General features: G+C 38.0%; 17 protein-coding genes. 14 read left to right on the plus strand and 3 right to left on the minus strand.

The window, feature by feature from the left end:
• The first annotated feature begins 1 nt into the window (after position 1).
• The 11 genes from citD (at position 2) to COD92_RS33030 (ending at position 11,123) form a co-directional block, all read left to right on the plus strand.
• Positions 2–316, plus strand: a complete 315-nt coding sequence (gene citD / locus COD92_RS25280; RefSeq protein ID WP_255286653.1) for a citrate lyase acyl carrier protein — start codon at positions 2–4, stop codon at positions 314–316.
• On the plus strand, positions 317–1,213 hold the full coding sequence (gene citE / locus COD92_RS25285; RefSeq protein WP_098530524.1) for a citrate (pro-3S)-lyase subunit beta: 897 nt from the start codon (positions 317–319) through the stop codon (positions 1,211–1,213). It abuts the gene before it with no gap.
• Positions 1,213–2,763, plus strand: a complete 1,551-nt coding sequence (gene citF, locus COD92_RS25290) for a citrate lyase subunit alpha (protein WP_098530523.1) — start codon at positions 1,213–1,215, stop codon at positions 2,761–2,763. Before citE ends, citF begins: the two co-directional genes overlap by 1 nt.
• A 2-nt stretch (positions 2,764–2,765) precedes the next feature.
• Positions 2,766–3,296, plus strand: coding sequence for a citrate lyase holo-[acyl-carrier protein] synthase (gene citX / locus COD92_RS25295; RefSeq protein ID WP_098530522.1), 531 nt, complete (start codon positions 2,766–2,768; stop codon positions 3,294–3,296).
• A 115-nt stretch (positions 3,297–3,411) separates the two neighbouring features.
• The gene (gene citG / locus COD92_RS25300; RefSeq protein WP_255286652.1) at positions 3,412–4,305 is read left to right on the plus strand and encodes a triphosphoribosyl-dephospho-CoA synthase CitG; all 894 of its coding nucleotides are present in this window, start codon (positions 3,412–3,414) and stop codon (positions 4,303–4,305) included.
• Between the two features lie 757 nt (positions 4,306–5,062).
• Entirely contained in the window at positions 5,063–5,242 is a 180-nt protein-coding gene (locus tag COD92_RS33480) for a hypothetical protein (protein ID WP_420491424.1), read from the plus strand.
• Between the two features lie 108 nt (positions 5,243–5,350).
• Positions 5,351–6,532: a 2-methylaconitate cis-trans isomerase PrpF family protein gene (locus COD92_RS25305; protein WP_098530520.1), complete on the plus strand. Its 1,182-nt coding sequence runs from the start codon at positions 5,351–5,353 to the stop codon at positions 6,530–6,532.
• Between the two features lie 133 nt (positions 6,533–6,665).
• Positions 6,666–8,057 (plus strand): FAD-dependent tricarballylate dehydrogenase TcuA, encoded by a 1,392-nt coding sequence (tcuA, locus tag COD92_RS25310; protein WP_098530519.1) that lies wholly within the window; start codon positions 6,666–6,668, stop codon positions 8,055–8,057.
• Complete coding sequence (gene tcuB, locus COD92_RS25315) at positions 8,032–9,201, plus strand: tricarballylate utilization 4Fe-4S protein TcuB (RefSeq protein WP_098530518.1); 1,170 nt, start codon at positions 8,032–8,034, stop codon at positions 9,199–9,201. Before tcuA ends, tcuB begins: the two co-directional genes overlap by 26 nt.
• A 937-nt stretch (positions 9,202–10,138) precedes the next feature.
• Positions 10,139–10,546 (plus strand): phage integrase SAM-like domain-containing protein, encoded by a 408-nt coding sequence (locus tag COD92_RS33025; protein WP_255286651.1) that lies wholly within the window; start codon positions 10,139–10,141, stop codon positions 10,544–10,546.
• The gene (locus tag COD92_RS33030) at positions 10,503–11,123 is read left to right on the plus strand and encodes a tyrosine-type recombinase/integrase (protein WP_255286650.1); all 621 of its coding nucleotides are present in this window, start codon (positions 10,503–10,505) and stop codon (positions 11,121–11,123) included. The genes COD92_RS33025 and COD92_RS33030 overlap by 44 nt, the downstream gene beginning before the upstream one ends.
• Before the next feature lie 586 nt (positions 11,124–11,709).
• On the opposite strand, the gene COD92_RS25325 is transcribed toward COD92_RS33030, so the two are convergent.
• The 3 genes from COD92_RS25325 to COD92_RS25335 are packed head-to-tail and all read right to left on the minus strand — an operon-like array spanning position 11,710 to position 14,531.
• Entirely contained in the window at positions 11,710–12,204 is a 495-nt protein-coding gene (locus COD92_RS25325; RefSeq protein WP_098530517.1) for a DinB family protein, read from the minus strand.
• A gap of 38 nt (positions 12,205–12,242) precedes the next feature.
• Complete coding sequence (locus COD92_RS25330) at positions 12,243–13,322, minus strand: NAD(P)H-dependent flavin oxidoreductase (protein WP_098530516.1); 1,080 nt, start codon at positions 13,320–13,322, stop codon at positions 12,243–12,245.
• A 24-nt stretch (positions 13,323–13,346) separates the two neighbouring features.
• A complete protein-coding gene (locus tag COD92_RS25335; RefSeq protein WP_098530515.1) occupies positions 13,347–14,531 on the minus strand; it encodes a YbfB/YjiJ family MFS transporter in 1,185 nt (394 codons plus the stop codon).
• Between the two features lie 122 nt (positions 14,532–14,653).
• Here COD92_RS25335 and COD92_RS25340 point away from each other — a divergent pair, with 122 nt between their 5' ends.
• The 3 genes from COD92_RS25340 (at position 14,654) to COD92_RS25350 (ending at position 16,946) form a co-directional block, all read left to right on the plus strand.
• Entirely contained in the window at positions 14,654–15,514 is an 861-nt protein-coding gene (locus tag COD92_RS25340; RefSeq protein ID WP_098530514.1) for a LysR family transcriptional regulator, read from the plus strand.
• 39 nt (positions 15,515–15,553) lie between these two features.
• Positions 15,554–16,357 carry a glutamate racemase gene (murI, locus tag COD92_RS25345; protein ID WP_098530513.1) on the plus strand — a complete coding sequence of 268 codons (804 nt, stop codon included), beginning with the start codon at positions 15,554–15,556 and terminating at the stop codon, positions 16,355–16,357.
• A gap of 211 nt (positions 16,358–16,568) precedes the next feature.
• Positions 16,569–16,946, plus strand: a complete 378-nt coding sequence (locus COD92_RS25350) for a RidA family protein (RefSeq protein WP_098530512.1) — start codon at positions 16,569–16,571, stop codon at positions 16,944–16,946.
• Positions 16,947–17,108 lie beyond the last annotated feature (162 nt).

Here is a 17,108-nt window from a genome sequence, read left to right on the forward strand (position 1 = left end):
AATGTTGATGTTGCCAGAAAGAATAGAAATTTTGGATGTAGGAATTGCAGGGACGCTTGAGTCAAGCGATATCACCATTCAAATTGAAAAGAATGACGGTAAAGGAATTGAACTTGAACTCAAAAGTACTGTCGCAAATCAGTTTGGCAAACAAATCAAAAAGGTGATTTTAGAGACATTATTAGAGTTAGGGGTGGAGAATGCATTAGTCATGGCGAATGATAAAGGGGCTTTAGATTGCACCATCCGTGCTAGAGTAAAGACGGCAGTAAACAGGGCTGCCCATCATAATTGTTTTCCCTGGGGGGTGAAATAAGTGGGTCGGCTGAGAAGAAGTATGTTGTATGTACCAGGAAACAATCCAGGCATGATTAGGGACGCTCATATCTATGGATCGGACGCCATCATGTTTGACTTGGAAGATTCAGTTTGCCTTTATGAAAAAGACGCGGCGAGACTTTTAGTCTATGAAGCGCTAAGAATTTGTGATTATGGACAAACGGAAGTTGTTGTCCGTGTAAATGGTTTAAATACACCTTATGGCAGAGGTGATTTTGAAGCTATGGTCAGAGCAAAGCCAGATGCAATCCGGTTGCCTAAAACAGAGACACCAGAAGATGTAGTGGAAGCTGATCAATTAATAACACAGATTGAAAAGGAAAATGGTATCGAACTGGGAACCATCAAACTCATGGCGGCTGTTGAAAGTGCTTTGGGGGTCATTAATGCTTATAAAATTGCAACGGCGAGTTCGCGGCTTATTGGTATTGCGCTTGGGGCTGAGGATTTTGTAACTGACCTAAAAACCACAAGGTCCACAGATGGGATTGAATTACTCGCTGCTAGGAGCCAAATCCTCTTTGCGGCACGGGCAGCCGGGATTGATGCTTTGGATACTGTTTTTTCTGATGTGAATGATGAAGAAGGATTTATCCGCGAAGCTAAACTTATCAAACAACTAGGGTTTGATGGAAAATCCCTTATTAATCCGCGCCAAATTAATATTTTGCATCATATCTTTACGCCAACGGAAGATGAAATTCAGAAATCCATTCGGGTTATCGAAGCAGCGAAAGAAGCGGAGAAAAGAGGGTCGGGTGTTATAAGCATGGACGGTAAAATGGTTGACAAGCCGATCATCGAAAGAGCATACCGTCTCCTTGAACTGGCTGATGCTGTATATACAGAAAGTATTGAGGAGGTGTGGCAATAATGTTTAATAGAGTTGGACGAATTATACCGGAAGAGATTTTTGGACTCGGAGCATTACCACTGTTTGATTCAAATGAATTGATGAAAAATACACAGCGTTCTAAAGACCGCTTTAAGAATTCTGATCGAAATAAAATCCTTGATTCTATTGAAAAAGCGATTCGTAAAACAGGCTTAAAAGATGGAATGACGATTTCCTTCCATCATCATTTCCGAAATGGTGATTATATCATTAATATGGTTCTCAATGCCATTTCACGTATGGGAATTAAGGACCTTGTTTTAGCACCAAGCTCTCTTTCGGGCATCCATGCACCATTGATTAATCATATCAAAAGCGGAGTAATTCGGAGGATTGAGACAAGCGGACTGCGAGGTGAATTAGCTGATGCTATTTCGAACGGCTTGATGGACATACCAATTGTGATCAATTCTCATGGCGGCAGAGCCAGGGCAATCGCCTCAGGAGAACTGCCAATTGATGTTGCCTTTTTAGGTGTGCCATCCTGTGACCCTGCCGGCAATGCCAATGGATATGCCAGGGATCATTCAGCGGCGTCAGAATGCGGTTCATTGGGATATGCCAAGGTTGATGCCCAACATGCCAAAAAAGTAGTTTTAATCACGGATCATTTGGTGGAATATCCTAATACACCTTTCGCTATTCCTGAGTCTCAGGTAGATTATATCGTGGTTGTGGATGCAATCGGTGATCCAAAAGGAATTATGTCGGGAGCAACCCGGTTTACCAAGAATCCGAAAGATTTGCTAATCGCTCAGAATGTTGCCGAAGTTATTGAGGCTTCAGGCTATTTCATAGACGGTTTTTCGCTGCAAACAGGGTCAGGAGGAGCTTCCCTGGCGGCAACTAGGTTTTTAAGAGAAAAGATGATTGAGAGAAATATCAAGGCGAGCTTCGCGTTGGGCGGTATTACAGGTCAGATGGTTGCTCTCCATGAGGAAGGCCTTATTAAAAGATTACTAGATGTACAAGGCTTTGATCTTAAAGCAGATGAATCACTTAAAAATAATCGGTTTCACCAACAGATTGATGCTGAGTATTATGCAAGTCCGGATAATCCTGGAAGTGCAGTTAATCAATTAGATGTAACAGTATTAAGCGCATTAGAAATCGATCTTGATTTTAATGTGAACGTCATTACCGGTTCTGACGGAGTCATTCGCGGCGCCTCAGGCGGACACTGTGATTCAGCTGCAGGTGCAGCCTGCGCAATTATTGTCGCTCCACTCATTAGGGGCAGGATGCCAACTATTCTCGACAGGGTGCATACGATAGTCACCCCGGGCTGCTCAATTGATGTATTGGTTACAGACCAAGGTATTGCTGTGAATCCTCTTAGGCAGGATTTGTATCATAACCTAAAAAAAGCAAATCTGCCGGTTATGTCCATTGAAGCACTCATGGCAAAAGCTAGCCAAATAGTCGGAATTCCGGAACCAATCAAGGTAGAAGATAAGATTGTCGGTGTGGTTAAGTATCGGGATGGATCAGTGATTGATGTGATTCACCAGGTAAAGAAGGATTCTTGAAGATGACTGGAACCCAACTAATAACGCTTGAGCAATTATTAGAGGCTCGTGAGCTTAGGGCAGCCCATCAGAAGGAATTAATCGAGAAATACAGATTGCCATTGGTATCATTCACAGTGAATATGCCAGGTAAGAGCAAGAAAACGCCAGACAGTTCCATCATTTTTCGTGAGGGCTGCAATGCACTGGTTAAAAAACTCAAGGAGACCATTTGTGGATTGGAGTATTATGATTCCAAAAATCCAGATACTGGATTTGAGGCGTTCTTTGTGGTGAAAACTGCTGAACGGTCTTTAAAAGCACTTATGCTTGAGATTGAGAATGAGCATCCACTTGGCCGTCTGTTTGATTTAGATGTCATAGGGGTTGATGGAAAGCCTATTTCTAGAGAAACCTTAGGTAATTCAAAACGTAAATGCCTGCTCTGTGAACAGGATGCCCATTTTTGCGCTCGGAACAGAGAACATACAGTAGAAACCCTCATTGAGAAGATCCATAGTATGGTTGATTCTTATATAAAAATTATACCCTAAGTTAGCTATTGAAGGCCAAACTCCGATAAGCCCAGGGAATTATGGGGTTTGGTCATATTTTTAATATGTTAGCAAGCTTGAAAGGAGAAAAAGATCAAACATGGAGGAATCCTGGATGCAAACCATTCCGCAAAAAGCGCTGCGTGCTTTACTTTATGAGGTTTCCGCTAGCCCCAAACCTGGGCTTGTTGACAGATTCAACCAAGGGGCACATACCGATATGGATTTCTTTACGTTTATAGACAGCAGCTCTGCACTGAGTAACTATTTCTCTTACTGTGTTGTTGAAGGCGTAAAGTACTCAGGGAAAAATCCTGAAGAACTGTTTCAAGCCTTAAGAGGCCTTGGGATTAATGCTGAAAAAGTGATGTTTGAGGCAACTGACGGTGTAAATACTCATAAAGGTCTAATTTTTTCCTTAGGTGTCATTTGTGCGGCAGCTTCTTGCAGCATGATGGAAAGTGAATCCAAAAATGTGGATATCGAGATAATCTGTGAGAAGGTTTCTCTAATGACTAAGGGTTTATGTTTAAGGGAACTAACTTTCTTGAACAAGTCCGAAGGTCTTACTTACGGGGAAAAACTTTTTCTGAAATATGGTCTGAGGGGTATACGTGGAGAAGTAGAAAGCGGCTTTGCTACCGTGCGCAATTACTCTCTTCCTGTAATAAGGAAATTAAAATCTTTAAAATCCTTTCATATCAACGATATTCTGGTGCAGGTACTCCTTCATTTAATGGCGGTAAACGAGGATACCAATATCGTTGCAAGACATGATTTAAAAACTTTGGAATATGTTCAACGTTATGCCCAACAGGTACTGGATTTAGGAGGTATGTTAACACCAAAAGGTATGGAGATGGTGTTTGAAATGGACAAGGAATTCATTGGAAGAAACATCAGTCCGGGAGGGTCAGCAGACCTTCTGGCAGTAACCGTTATGTTGGACCTTCTGTTAGAGGGATTACCTTTTTCTGGTTCAAGTATCCAGCGAAATTGTGTGGTATAAATAAAAAAGTACTATATAACTGCCCCCGAAAAACATGTACATATCCTTGTAAATTCTTCAGTCTTCCAAATTTGATTTACACTAATTTTATTTAAAATTCAAGAATCCTTTTATTTGAAACAAATATAACCTTTTTCTCTCTATCATAAAAGGTTTTTATGATAGTTAATAAACAATCAATATTTTTTTTATTCTTTATATTATGATAACTTTTAATTATCAATTGATCCAACAGGCTTAATATAGAAAATCTGATGGATCGGTTGCCTTTTTCTTCGATTCACAAAAAGGTTCGTATTGCTTTGTCTATTGCCTATTTTTTGAGTACGCCGATTTAAATACGTTTTCATATGCATCTCTGGCTTTGGTAAAACAGTGGCACTTGCCATTAAGTGTTATAGCAACAATCAACTCCATTGCCTTCTTTGGGATGTTTTTGGGAGCCTCTGCAGGGGATGGCTCGGTGATAAGGTAGGAAGAAAGAAATCTATAATTATTTCTCTTCTATTATTATCTTTTTTCTGAGTAGTGAATGCGTTTTCGTGGGACGCCTGGTCCCTGGCAATTTCCAGATTTATTAACGGAATGGCGACTTCGTCATTGCAATTGTAGTATTTTTATTCGGGGCAACACTAAATCCTGTACTAATTGTTGTATTTGGTTTTCTCATAAATTTTATTGAAAGAACTTTTCTTCCAATCTTTACAGTTTTACATCAGAACTTTATGGAACGGAAGTTCGTTCTTTTGGACAGGGGATAACATACGGAATTGGCAGATTTTCTAATGTTTTAAGACCATTCATTATTAGTTTTGTTTACACTGGTTTTAGATATTTAAATGTATTTATTTTGATTTCACTTGTTTGGATTGTATCAGGATTAGCCATATTCTTTGGACCTCGAACCTCTAAAAGAAGCTTGGAAGAAATCAATTGAACCAAGTCAGATAATCCTTTGAGTCGTTTGAGATGAATTAGTCGAAACTTAAACATAATATTTTTCTATATTATAGTTTTAAAAAAGAAAGACAATGGAGGTTAAAGTATGTTTGATTATGGTCAATTACACAAGATACCAACTGTTATTATGAGAGGGGGGACAAGTAAGGGGCTCATACTAAGAAGATCAGACCTCCCTGCAGACGAAACATTAAGGGATGGGGTCATCTTAAGGATTTATGGCAGTCCTGACAACAGCCAAATTGATGGTTTGGGAGGAGGAACCTCAACAACTAGTAAATTAGCAATTGTCGGTCCATCCTCTCTTCCTGATGCGCATATTGATTATACTTTTGGCCAGGTGAGCCTAGATCGCCAAGTGGTTGACTATAATGTAACCTGCGGAAATTTTGTCACTGCAGTAGGTTTGTATGCCGTCGAAGAAGGATATGTTCCATTAACTGAACCCATTACTTCCGTAAAAATATACAACACAAATACAAAAAAAGTTATTGTTGCAGAAATACCTGTAAAAAATGGGCAAATTCAATATGAGGGGGGATTTTCAATTGCTGGTGTTCCTGGTTCATCGTCCAGAATCATGCTTAACTTTTTAGATGCGGGCGGAACCTTTACAGGAAAAACACTCCCTACCAATAGCCCAACAGATATCATAAAGTTGGAGAATGGCCAGGAGTATGAGGTAAGTATTGTTGATTGTGTTAATACGCTGGTGTTTGTTCGGGCAGAAGATGTCGGGCAAACAGGAACAGAGCTTCCCAATGAAGTTAACGGGAATACTGTATTGCTTAATACCTTAGAGAAAATTCGTGTTAAAGCCGGGATTAAGATCGGCCTGATTAAAGAAGGCGAACGTGTCTCTCCTTCAACCCATGCATTGCCGAAAATTGCCATGATTTCTAAGCCAAAAGTATATAAAACAGTCAATCAACAGCTTGTTAAACAAGAAGATGTTGATGTTCTTTCACGCTATATAACGATGGGATCTCTTCATAGCGCCCATGCAGTGAGTGGGGCGATGGCTCTTGCAGCAGCTGCAAAAATTAATGGAACGATCCCTAATCAAATTGTTTTAAATACCAATACCGGTATTAGTGTAGGGCATCCTTCGGGAACTTTATATGCTGATGCATCCGTAGAAAAAATGGGAGAAGAATGGTTAGTGGCACAGGCTGGCAATGGCCGGACTGCAAGAAGGCTAATGGAAGGCTACGCCTATGTACCTACCTCCATTTTTGTTGGTAAGATGGATGCCATGATGGCTTGATCAGTTTTCATATTAAGAAAAGGAGTATCCCTTCTTTTCTTTTTTTGACAAGTAAATTAGTAATCTATTTTTCTCTTGTAATCGCTTAACCATTTAGTTAGCTAAAAGGTTAATTTGAAAGGAGTTTTATAATATGGAGACTGATGTTTTAGTAGTCGGTGGCGGGAACGCTGCCCTAAGTGCTGCACTGTCAGCTCGTGATCGAGGGGTAAAGGTGCTGGTCATTGAACGGGCTCCTAAATTTTATCGCGGCGGAAATAGCCGACTCACCCGGGATTATAGGGTGATGAATACACGTGAGAACAAGTATATGACAGGCACTTATCCTGAGGAAGAATTTATGGAGGATTTAAGGCGTGTTGCAGGAGGGGAAATAAATGAATCAATTGCAAGATTAGTTGTGCGTAAATCCGAAGAACTCCCGGACTGGCTTAACATGCAGGGGATTCAATGGCAGCCGGCACTGTCCGGAACCCTTCATTTAGGAAGAACGAATATTTTTCAACTTGGCGGCGGCAAGGCTGTGATAAATTCATACTATCAAACCGCTAAGGTAAAAGGGGTAGAAGTCTGGTACGATTCAATGCTTGAAGATATAGAAATGAATGGCACTGAGTTCAAGGCTGCTAAAGTTCGCAGGAACAACGGGATCGAGACGATCAAAGCGAAAGCTATTATATTTGCATCTGGCGGTTTTGAAGCAAATATAGAATGGCACAAACGTTACTGGGGAGAGGCTGCTGAGAATTTTATCATTCGTGGTACCCCATATAATCAAGGTAATGTTCTTGAAATGCTTCTTAATAAAGGTGCAGCCCAGGTAGGAGAACCAGACGCGTTTCACGCCGTTGCGGTTGATGGCAGGGCACCAAAGTTTGACGGAGGAATTGTTACCCGTCTTGACAGTGTACCATTTGGGATTGTGGTAAATAAGAATGGTCAGCGGTTCTACGACGAGGGAGAAGATTTTTGGCCAAAACGATATGCTATTTGGGGTGGACTCATTGCCCGGCAGCCCAATCAAGTTGCATACTCGATTATTGACAGTAAGGCACTTGGAAAATTCATGCCTTCGGTATTCGAGCCAATTTTTGCAGGATCAATCGAGGAATTGGCTGAAAAACTTGGTCTTAATCCTAAAGTAGTGGCTAAGACCGTTAATGACTTTAACAAGGCCGTTCGCCCAGGAACATTTAATCCAGCTGAGCTAGACAACTGTAAAACAGAAGGATTAACACCGGTAAAAAGCCATTGGGCGGTACGGATCGATAAGCCTCCATTTTATGCATATCCACTGAAGACTGGCATTACATTTACCTACCTTGCGGTAGAAGTAAACGAACAGGCAAGGATCAAGTGGAAGGATAGACGCCTCTGTAACAATATGTTTGCAGCAGGAGAAATGGCAGCAGGTAATGTACTGCGCCGTGGGTATCTGGCTGGTTTTGGACTCACGATGGGCGCAGTTTTAGGGAGAATTGCAGGGGAGGAAGCAGCAAATGCAGTCAAAAGAGCTACTAGATGATGGAAAACGTCAAATGAAATTATGTAATGCCTGCCGTTATTGCGAAGGATACTGTGCTGTATGGCAATCGATAGAGTTGCGCCGGGATTTTACTGATAATGACATGACTTATTTGGCTAATTTGTGCCATGATTGCCGGGACTGCTATTATGCATGTCCATTTACGACACCGCACGAGTTTGGCATTAACCCGCCAAAGTTGTTTGCTCAATTGCGCGAAGAAACATACCGAAAATATGCAAGCCCAAGAGTATTTGCCAAAGGACTCGGAGAAAAGCGCAGCGGCTTTTGGATCACATTTTTCTTTGGAATCATTTTAATGGTCGCATTAATTATAGGAACCAACGGAACTTCAGGACTTTTAAAGACGCATCTAGGAACAGGTGCATTCTATGAGTCTCTTTCTGAAGTTGTAATGATTGTTGTTTTCTTGGCATTAGGAATTTGGATGGTTGGTGGCTGGATTATAGGAATGAGCAGATTCTGGCAAGATATTAAGTCACCAAAATCAGAGAAAGTTATCGGAAAAGATTTTGTTACTGGTACAAAATATGCGTTAAGCCTTCGCTATCTTGGTGGAGAAGGATCAGGCTGTACGTATCCAACTGACGAACCTTCGACTACTCGCCGTAAGCTTCACCATTTTGTATCTTATGGATTTATGCTAGATTTAGCTTCAACAGCATTAGGCGCATTTTATGCACACGTTTTACACATTCCAGCTCCCTATCCTCTGTACCATCCAGTAGTAATTCTAGGGATCCTGGGTGGACTAGGAATCATTATTGGGGTTGTTGGACTATTGGCTCTTAAAGCCAAAAGTGACTCTGAAGTCCATGATAAAGGTGCTCAACAGTCAGGAACTTCTTTTGCAGTTGTATTATTGACTGTTGCGGTAACTGGGATGATCTTGTTACTGGCTCGTGATACTGCTGCAATGGGAATTTTATTGGCAATCCATTTAGGAAGTGTTGCAGCTCTATTCTTTACAGCTCCATATACTAAATTTGCTCATTTCGTTTATCGTTATTTGGCACTTATTCGTTATGCACAAGAAGAAAGAATAGCAGCGGGTGCAGCACAAGAAGTAAAAACACAAAAACAACCTATTAAGCCTGGTGCAACAGTTATGAGTAAGCATTAATTAAAGGTTATATCTTTCAACGCAAGACGTACCACAACTATAAAAAATAAACAAGTTATGTTTAAAATATAAAAATGAGAGGTTTCGCGTAATAAATAGCGAAGCCTTTTTGTGCGCTAAGCAAATCGCTACATCGAAACAAATGACCAGACGGAAAAGAGAGTATCAGAATTTTTACCACCGGTAATATCCGTAAAAAATTGATTAGGTAAATATTAACGCTATCGAAGAGTACTATCGACGCTCTAGCAGCCATCTAGCCGTGAAAATGCCAAGGGTTTGGGTTGGTGTCATTTGGTGGCAACAAAACCAATCGTATTGCCACCAAAAACATCTGTTTATATCATATGAGTCTATAAGAAGCCTATTTAATCAACAACTTCAAATTGAAACTGTTATAATCGAATGCACCTGACGACCTTGAGAGGGTTGTGTCACTTGGATCAATAAGCTCATTGTCCCTTTGGATGACAAATGGAAGAAGAGGAGGTATGTTTAAACCTCCTCAATTACTTGTTTAATCCCATTAATAAAATAAGAAAACTGATCACACTTTTGGTCACAACTTGGTCACAGATTAGATGTTTTTATAATTAATTAGATAAAATTAAATGATATATGAATTGATAAAAAGTGCATTAAATCAAGACTTTACGGTATTATATAAAACTAAATGTAATCAAACATGATACCTTCCCTCTAACTTCAAAACTGCTTGAGCGGCTCGTGTAGTCGCTGCTGGGTTCGATTCCCAGGCGGTCCCGCCATTTAATCAATTATATCAAGGGTTTGAACAGTTTTACTTTGATTAAAGTTTTTACATATTCCTTCACAGTCTTACCCCTATCTACTGACAAGACTGTAGAGGGGCTGTTTCCGAGACTGTAGAGAACGTTTCCTTTAACCTACGAATAATTATTTATTGGAGGTTATTTTTATGCAATCAAAGGTTCTGTCAAAAAAGGTTAAGCCGAAACTAGGTAAGATTAGAGAAGGCTGTAAAAAGAAAACAAAGGCTGATTCAAATATCCTGACATTGGATGAGATGTTTAATAAATTTATGACTGCTAAGAAAACAGAAGGATTAGCAACTAGGACAATTGATGAGTACTACAATAATTATGCCTATCTCAAAGAGTTTCCTGGTGAAGAAATGACGAATGAGAACGTCACTACGGAAGATTTTCAAGGCTATATTGGGTATATGCTTCATGATAAGGAACTTTCTCCTATGACTGTTAATATTCGCATTCGAAATATGCGAGCTTTCATTAGATATTGTCATAAGAAGGAATGGATTAATGAGCCTATCCATGAGGATTTTCAAGCCGATCAAAACACCTGAAGATACGCTGGAATCATTCACACCTGAAGTGGTTATACGGATATTGGATGTCATTGATGATACAACATACACCGGCTTCAGAAATAAAGTAATCATTTATGTGCTTTTAGATACGTTAGTTCGAATTTCTGAACTATGTGCAATGAAGCGGAGAAACGTAAATCTTGAAAAGGGTGAGATAATCCTTGAAGCAATGGACACAAAAACTAGAAAAGCCCGTATCGTGCCAATAACAGAACCTACAATTGAATTAATGAAAGAATATATGGAAATTACCGAGGATTTTGATGATGAGCATTTATTTTTAACTTATGATGGACACGAAATAAATCATGCTACTGTCAGAATTGACTTGAGAGACCTGGGAAGGGAAGCGGGTGTTAAAAAACGTGTCAGTCCCCATACATTCCGTCATACTGGGGCGTTATGGTATATAAAAAATGGTGGAGACCCGTTTAGCTTACAAAAGACTTTAGGGCATACAGATATGAGCATGACACGTAAATACATTCAGATGAGCAATATGGACGTACAGGGACAACATAAGAAATTCTCACCTATAAATAATTTGGTATAAAAACGTATATGGTTTTCGGCAGTCACTCTTAAGTGGCTGCTTTTTTTCTTTAACTGCTAACGAAAAAAGAACCCAAAGTGTGTACTATGGGTTCTTCATCTACCTTCCACGGGTAATTATAACAAAAAATGCCATATTCAATTATTACTTAGTATAACCCGTTTGTCGAATTTAAAACGAAAAAAACCCACACCAGGTGGACGATTGTGTGGGTTCTTAAATAATATTTTATCATTGGATTTAACTGGTCTAGTGAAAAAATGTATATGTCCGAAGTGTATTATTATACAACAAATCCTAAATTTTGTCAAAAAACGGTTGGATGGAAAAATTTTTTAAAATTATTTTTTGTTTCTTTTAACGTATTTTTTGTTCTTTATTGTTCGCTATTTTATGTTTTATAGTGCAATTTTTATGTTTTATAATGCAATTTTTATGTTTTATAAAGCAATTTTTAGTATTTTTTTTCTTCAATAGTATCAAAATAATAAGTTTTTACTTCCGAGCATTTTTGGAAATAGTAGTGTAATGAATATGGTGTTCAAAAGAAAAACCCACAGATTGCCGTCTGTAAGTTTTGTTTGTTTTAAATACCCTTATTCTTTCTCTTATTCTGAATAATTCGTTGGTAGGATTTTATCGTCGCAAAATGCATACCTTCATGATATAAACAAAAACTGAGTAATTCTTCTACTGTTGATAAAGTAAGACCTGTTGACGTAGTAAAAGGTTTCTCGATAACTTCTTTTAACCGTAATTCCAATGCTTGTTCGATCCTGTCGATTTGACTTTTTAATAATCGGATTAATTCGTTAATCGTTGGTAACGCCTGACTCCCCCAATTGGCTGGACTTGTGCCAGTAGTAAATAATTCCGAAAAGTTATTTGGTATAATCATTTTTTCATTAATAAAATAATATGCGAACTTTTCTTGCACAACATATATATGTCCTATATTCCATTTTATATTATTATTGAATCCTTCTAGAATAAACAGTGATGCTTCATCGTTAATTTCTGTGACGCAATTAATTGTGTTTTCTCGAACAAATCTTAATTGTTTAAAAATGTAGTTTTTCATCTTATTTCCTCCTGGGCAGGAACTATTCCAAAAATAATTTAAATATATAAATTTATTTTTTTAACTTCTGCTACAATATTTTTAATAAATGATTCGACGGTTTGACTTTTGGCTAAGCTTGGACTTTGACCAGACCAAAGTGACATGAAATTTTGATTATTTTGTGCACTGGAAGTCTTTCTAAGATCCTGGGTTAATGTATTTTGAACTGGGAAATCTGGCAAAAGTGCTTCGTGCTCCTGCATTTCTAAAATAAATTTATTTTTAATTCCTCTTGCCCATTTACCAGAAAATGAACGAGTTAAAAGAGTTTGGTCTTCGTTAGCATTAAGAATTGCGTGTTTATGAACCTTATGTGCTCCACTTTCAACGCAGGTCAAGAAAGCTGTACCCATTTGTACGCCCTTCGCTCCTAAGCAAATCGAAGCCATTAGCCCTCTCCCATCCATAATTCCTCCAGCAGCCACAACAGGGATGCTTACATTGTCCACAACCTGTGGGATTAGTGACATTAAACCAACTAAACTCTCTTGATCACCATCGATAAAGCTCCCCCGATGTCCACCAGCTTCACTGCCTTGAACAACAACAATATCCATTCCTGCTTTTTCATTTTCAACTGCTTCTCTAACAGTTGTAGCGGTTCCCATCAGAATAATGTTTGATTGTTTTAATTCAGTAATCACTTCTCTTGAAGGAATGCCAAATGTAAAAGAACAAATAGGAACCTTTTCTTCAATTATAACCTTAATTTGTTCATTAAATTTTTCAAGTACATTATTAAAAATAGGAAGTTCAAAGTCATCTTTTGGCTGTAATTTTAATTGTTGACGAATGGGGTTTAAGAGTTGGTTAGCCGATTTTATTTCATTGTCTGTAACTTTAAATTCGTTAGGAACAAATAGATTAATACCAAACGGGTTTGAAGTTAACTGCTTTATTTCCCTAATTTGTTCCCGTATTTGAACAGGGGTCATATACCCTGCTCCAATCATTCCTAGTCCTCCAGAATTTGATACCTCAGCAACTAATTTCGAAGTTGTTACTCCGCCAGCCATAGGAGCTTGTATAATTGGATATTTAATTTTCAAAAGTTCTGTCATTTCATCATTTAACATCATTACACACCTCGTTTTTCAATTTTATCTACTGATTAATTTTCCTTTAGATCTCCTCTCAAACTGAATTCCATTTAAAAGTAAACCTGCCCCAATTAAAACGACACTAGATGCTCCTATCAAAGCAGTATTAAAATTATGAGTGGATGATGATAAGATTCCAGCAAGAGTTGGTCCTATCAACTGTCCAATAGCATAAATAGCGGTTAGTATGCCAATCGTCCGACTGCTATTAGATGGATTCATTTGTCGCCCCAATGTTGTAGCAAGTGTAGTGATACCCATAAACGTGGCTCCAAATAATAAAGCACTTAAGATAAAACTAGTTTTCGAAATCCAAAAGGCTGGCATGACCATACCCAAGGATTGCAATGCCATTGCAAAAACTAAGGATTTAACGAAGCCACATTTTTTAGCTAGTATGGACCAGATAAGACAGGATGGAATAGCAGCCAAACCAACCATCATCCAAACTAAGGTTGCACCTTTTTGAAAGTATGAGGTCTTTTCAGCGATAGATACGATAAACGTTCCTGTAACAATGTAACCCAATCCTTCTAAGCCATACGCAATAATCAACCAGATGAGCCATTTATTAGGGGGCGATTGTGTAATGATCTCTTGTTTAGTGTTTATCTCAACTGCGTTTGAGTTATCATCCAGCCAGAACCATACGAAGAAAACGAGGATTCCACTAACAACAGCTAGTCCTATCCAAGTTCCTTCCCAATGATATAAATGGTTAAAATTCGGAATTAGTAGACTGGATAAACAGATACCCAAACCTACCCCTCCATAAAATAAACCAGACCAACTTGTTTTGTTTATTGTAGCAAGTTTATCTAACACGATCCCAGAGGCTAGAACCAACACATAAGCACTGGAAACCCCCGATAGAAATCGAAGTACATACCAAAGGGAATGAGAGTATGTTAGACCCATTATGGCAGTGGTTAAGATACTGATGATTAGACTTATTTTTAAGATAATTACTCGATACTTCTTCAATGGTATCGCTCCTGCTAAAATTGCTCCAAGCAAATATCCAGCATAATTACTAGCTGCTATATATCCTGCAACTGTATTCGAAAAAGAAAGATCTTTTTGCATAAGTGGAAGAATGGGAGTATAGGCAAACCTTCCAATCCCCATAGCAATGATTAGTGACAGTATTCCCCCTATTAATAAAAGAAAAGATTGCTTATTCAAATAAAAACCTCCAATAAAATGTTTATATTTAAATCATATCTCTTATCTGGTATATTGAATAATACATAATATTGATATTTGCCATCAGTTAATCAGATGGCAAAAAAGAGAGGAGGATTTTGATGGATTTGCATACATTGAAAATTTTCCAGACGGTTGCAAAGTTGGGGAGCATTTCACAAGCTGCAAGAGAGCTTCAATATGCACAATCTAATATCACCATGAAAATTCAGCAGTTAGAAACAGATCTTCAAACAACCTTATTTTATAGGCATAATCGTGGCACTGCTTTGACAGCTAAAGGAAGCATGTTGTTAACATATGCAGAAAAAATTTTCGATCTTATCGAGGAAACTAAACATGTGATGATGGATGACCAAACACCAAGAGGACCTTTAATTATTGGTTCAATGGAAACAACCGCTGCAGTTCGCTTACCAGTCCTATTTTCAAAGTATCATAAAGATTTTCCAGAGGTAGATTTAACTTTAAGAACAGGATCTACTGAACAAAATATTCAAGCTGTTCTTCAGTATGAACTTGATGGAGCATTTGTGGCTGGACCTATCAATCATCCTGATCTCATTCAGAAAGAAGTATTTGAAGAAGAATTAGTTCTCATTACGGATAAAGATCATCCTCCTATATCTTCAATTAAAGATGTTCAAACAAGGACACTGCTTGTTTTTCATAAAGGATGTGCTTATCGGGAAAAGTTTGAACAATGGTTACACCAAGAGAAGATGATACCTAATAAGATAATGGAATTTGGCACTGTTGATGGGATAATAGGTTGTGTATCTGCTGGTCTAGGTATAAGTTTGCTCCCCTACAGTGTCATTGCAAAACATTTACAAGAAGGAACTCTTAAACAACATTCATTACCGAATCTTAATGGAAACATGAAAACAATGTTTATTTTTCGAAAAGAAACGTACCTGCAACCGTCTTTATTAAAATTTATAGATATGTTAAAAAAATAGATGGACTTATAAAATTAATTGAAAAGAAGAGTGAAAGTAATGAAAATTGGTTTTTTTGATTCGGGCATAGGTGGAATGACTGTACTTCATCAAGCATTGAGGTTTTTACCGAATGAGGATTACCTATTTTATGCGGATACCTTACACGTACCATATGGTGAGAAACCAAAAGAAGAAGTGAGGGAATATATTTTTAATGCAGTTGATTTTATGGCTAATCAAGGAATTAAAGCATTAGTCATTGCTTGTAATACTGCAACCAGTATTGCAGTAGATGATCTTCGCCAAAAGTATGATTTCCCTATTTTGGGTATTGAACCAGCCGTAAAACCTGCTGTTCAAAGCTGTGAGGGAAAACGAAAAAAAGTATTAGTTTTAGCAACTAATTTGACTCTAAGAGAGGAAAAGTTTCATAACCTTGTGAAAATTATATATCATCACGATATTGTTGAAAGTTTGCCCCTTCCTGGTCTTGTAGAATTTGCCGAGAAGTTTGAATTTAGAGAAGAGATAGTTGTTCCATATTTAAGGGAAAAACTAGGTGCGTTGGATTTAGAGGAGTACGTAACTGTTGTTCTTGGATGTACCCATTTTCCTTATTTTGAAAATAGTATAAAGAAAGTATTTACTGAAGGAGTAGACATTATTTCTGGGAGTATTGGAACTGCAAAGAATTTAAAACGAATTCTCGAAGCAAGGAATCAAATTAACGATGGAACAGGGGATATTTTGTTTTTTAAATCTGGTTTTAAAGTTGAAGAAAAAGAAACTTTATCTAATTATAATGAGTTGTTGGTATTGTTAGACGAACTCCAGCTTTGTCACCTAAACTTTAAAAGATAATCACTCCAAAAATGTGTACTGAAACCAATAAGGTTAGGCTGTTCCGACAGTCTTTTTCATATTTAGGTGAAAGTTTCCGAAAAATTGTACTTAAAGATGGGTATTTGCAGGCATTGTTTGGAAGGGCGGTTGTTTTGCTTATATATTCCATATACCTTACAATTTCGTCATATATTTATTTTTTTCTATATATCTAAAGGAGGAGTTTTATATGTCAAGAAAGGCTTTTAGTGCATCTGGAGCTGTTGCTGTTGGTCCTTACTCACATGCAATTGAAGCAGGAGATTTAATATTTCTATCTGGGCAAACCCCAGTAGACTCACAGACTGGAAAGCTTGTAGAAGGTGATATTGTTGAACAGACAAATCAATGTTTTAAGAATCTTTTCAAGGTATTAGAAGCAGCAGGCTTAACTCCTGATAATGTTGAAAAAGTGAATGTATTCTTAACTGATATGAATAATTTCACAGCAATGAATGAAGTTTATTCTAAACAATTTTCTGAGCCATATCCTGCTCGTACAACTATAGGTGTGTCATCCCTACCTCTTGGTGCACAGGTTGAAATCGAGATGATAGCTAGAAGATAAAATTCAGCCGTCGAGTGACTTTTTTTTATTAATCACATTGAATTATCTCAACATAAGGTACATGCATTCAACTGCTACTTTATATACTTAATCTTAAAGTTGAGAATTTATAAGCAAATGAAAAAGAACCCACAGATTGTAGTTGAACTATAACCCGAATAA

Source organism: Bacillus sp. AFS037270 (assembly GCF_002585305.1).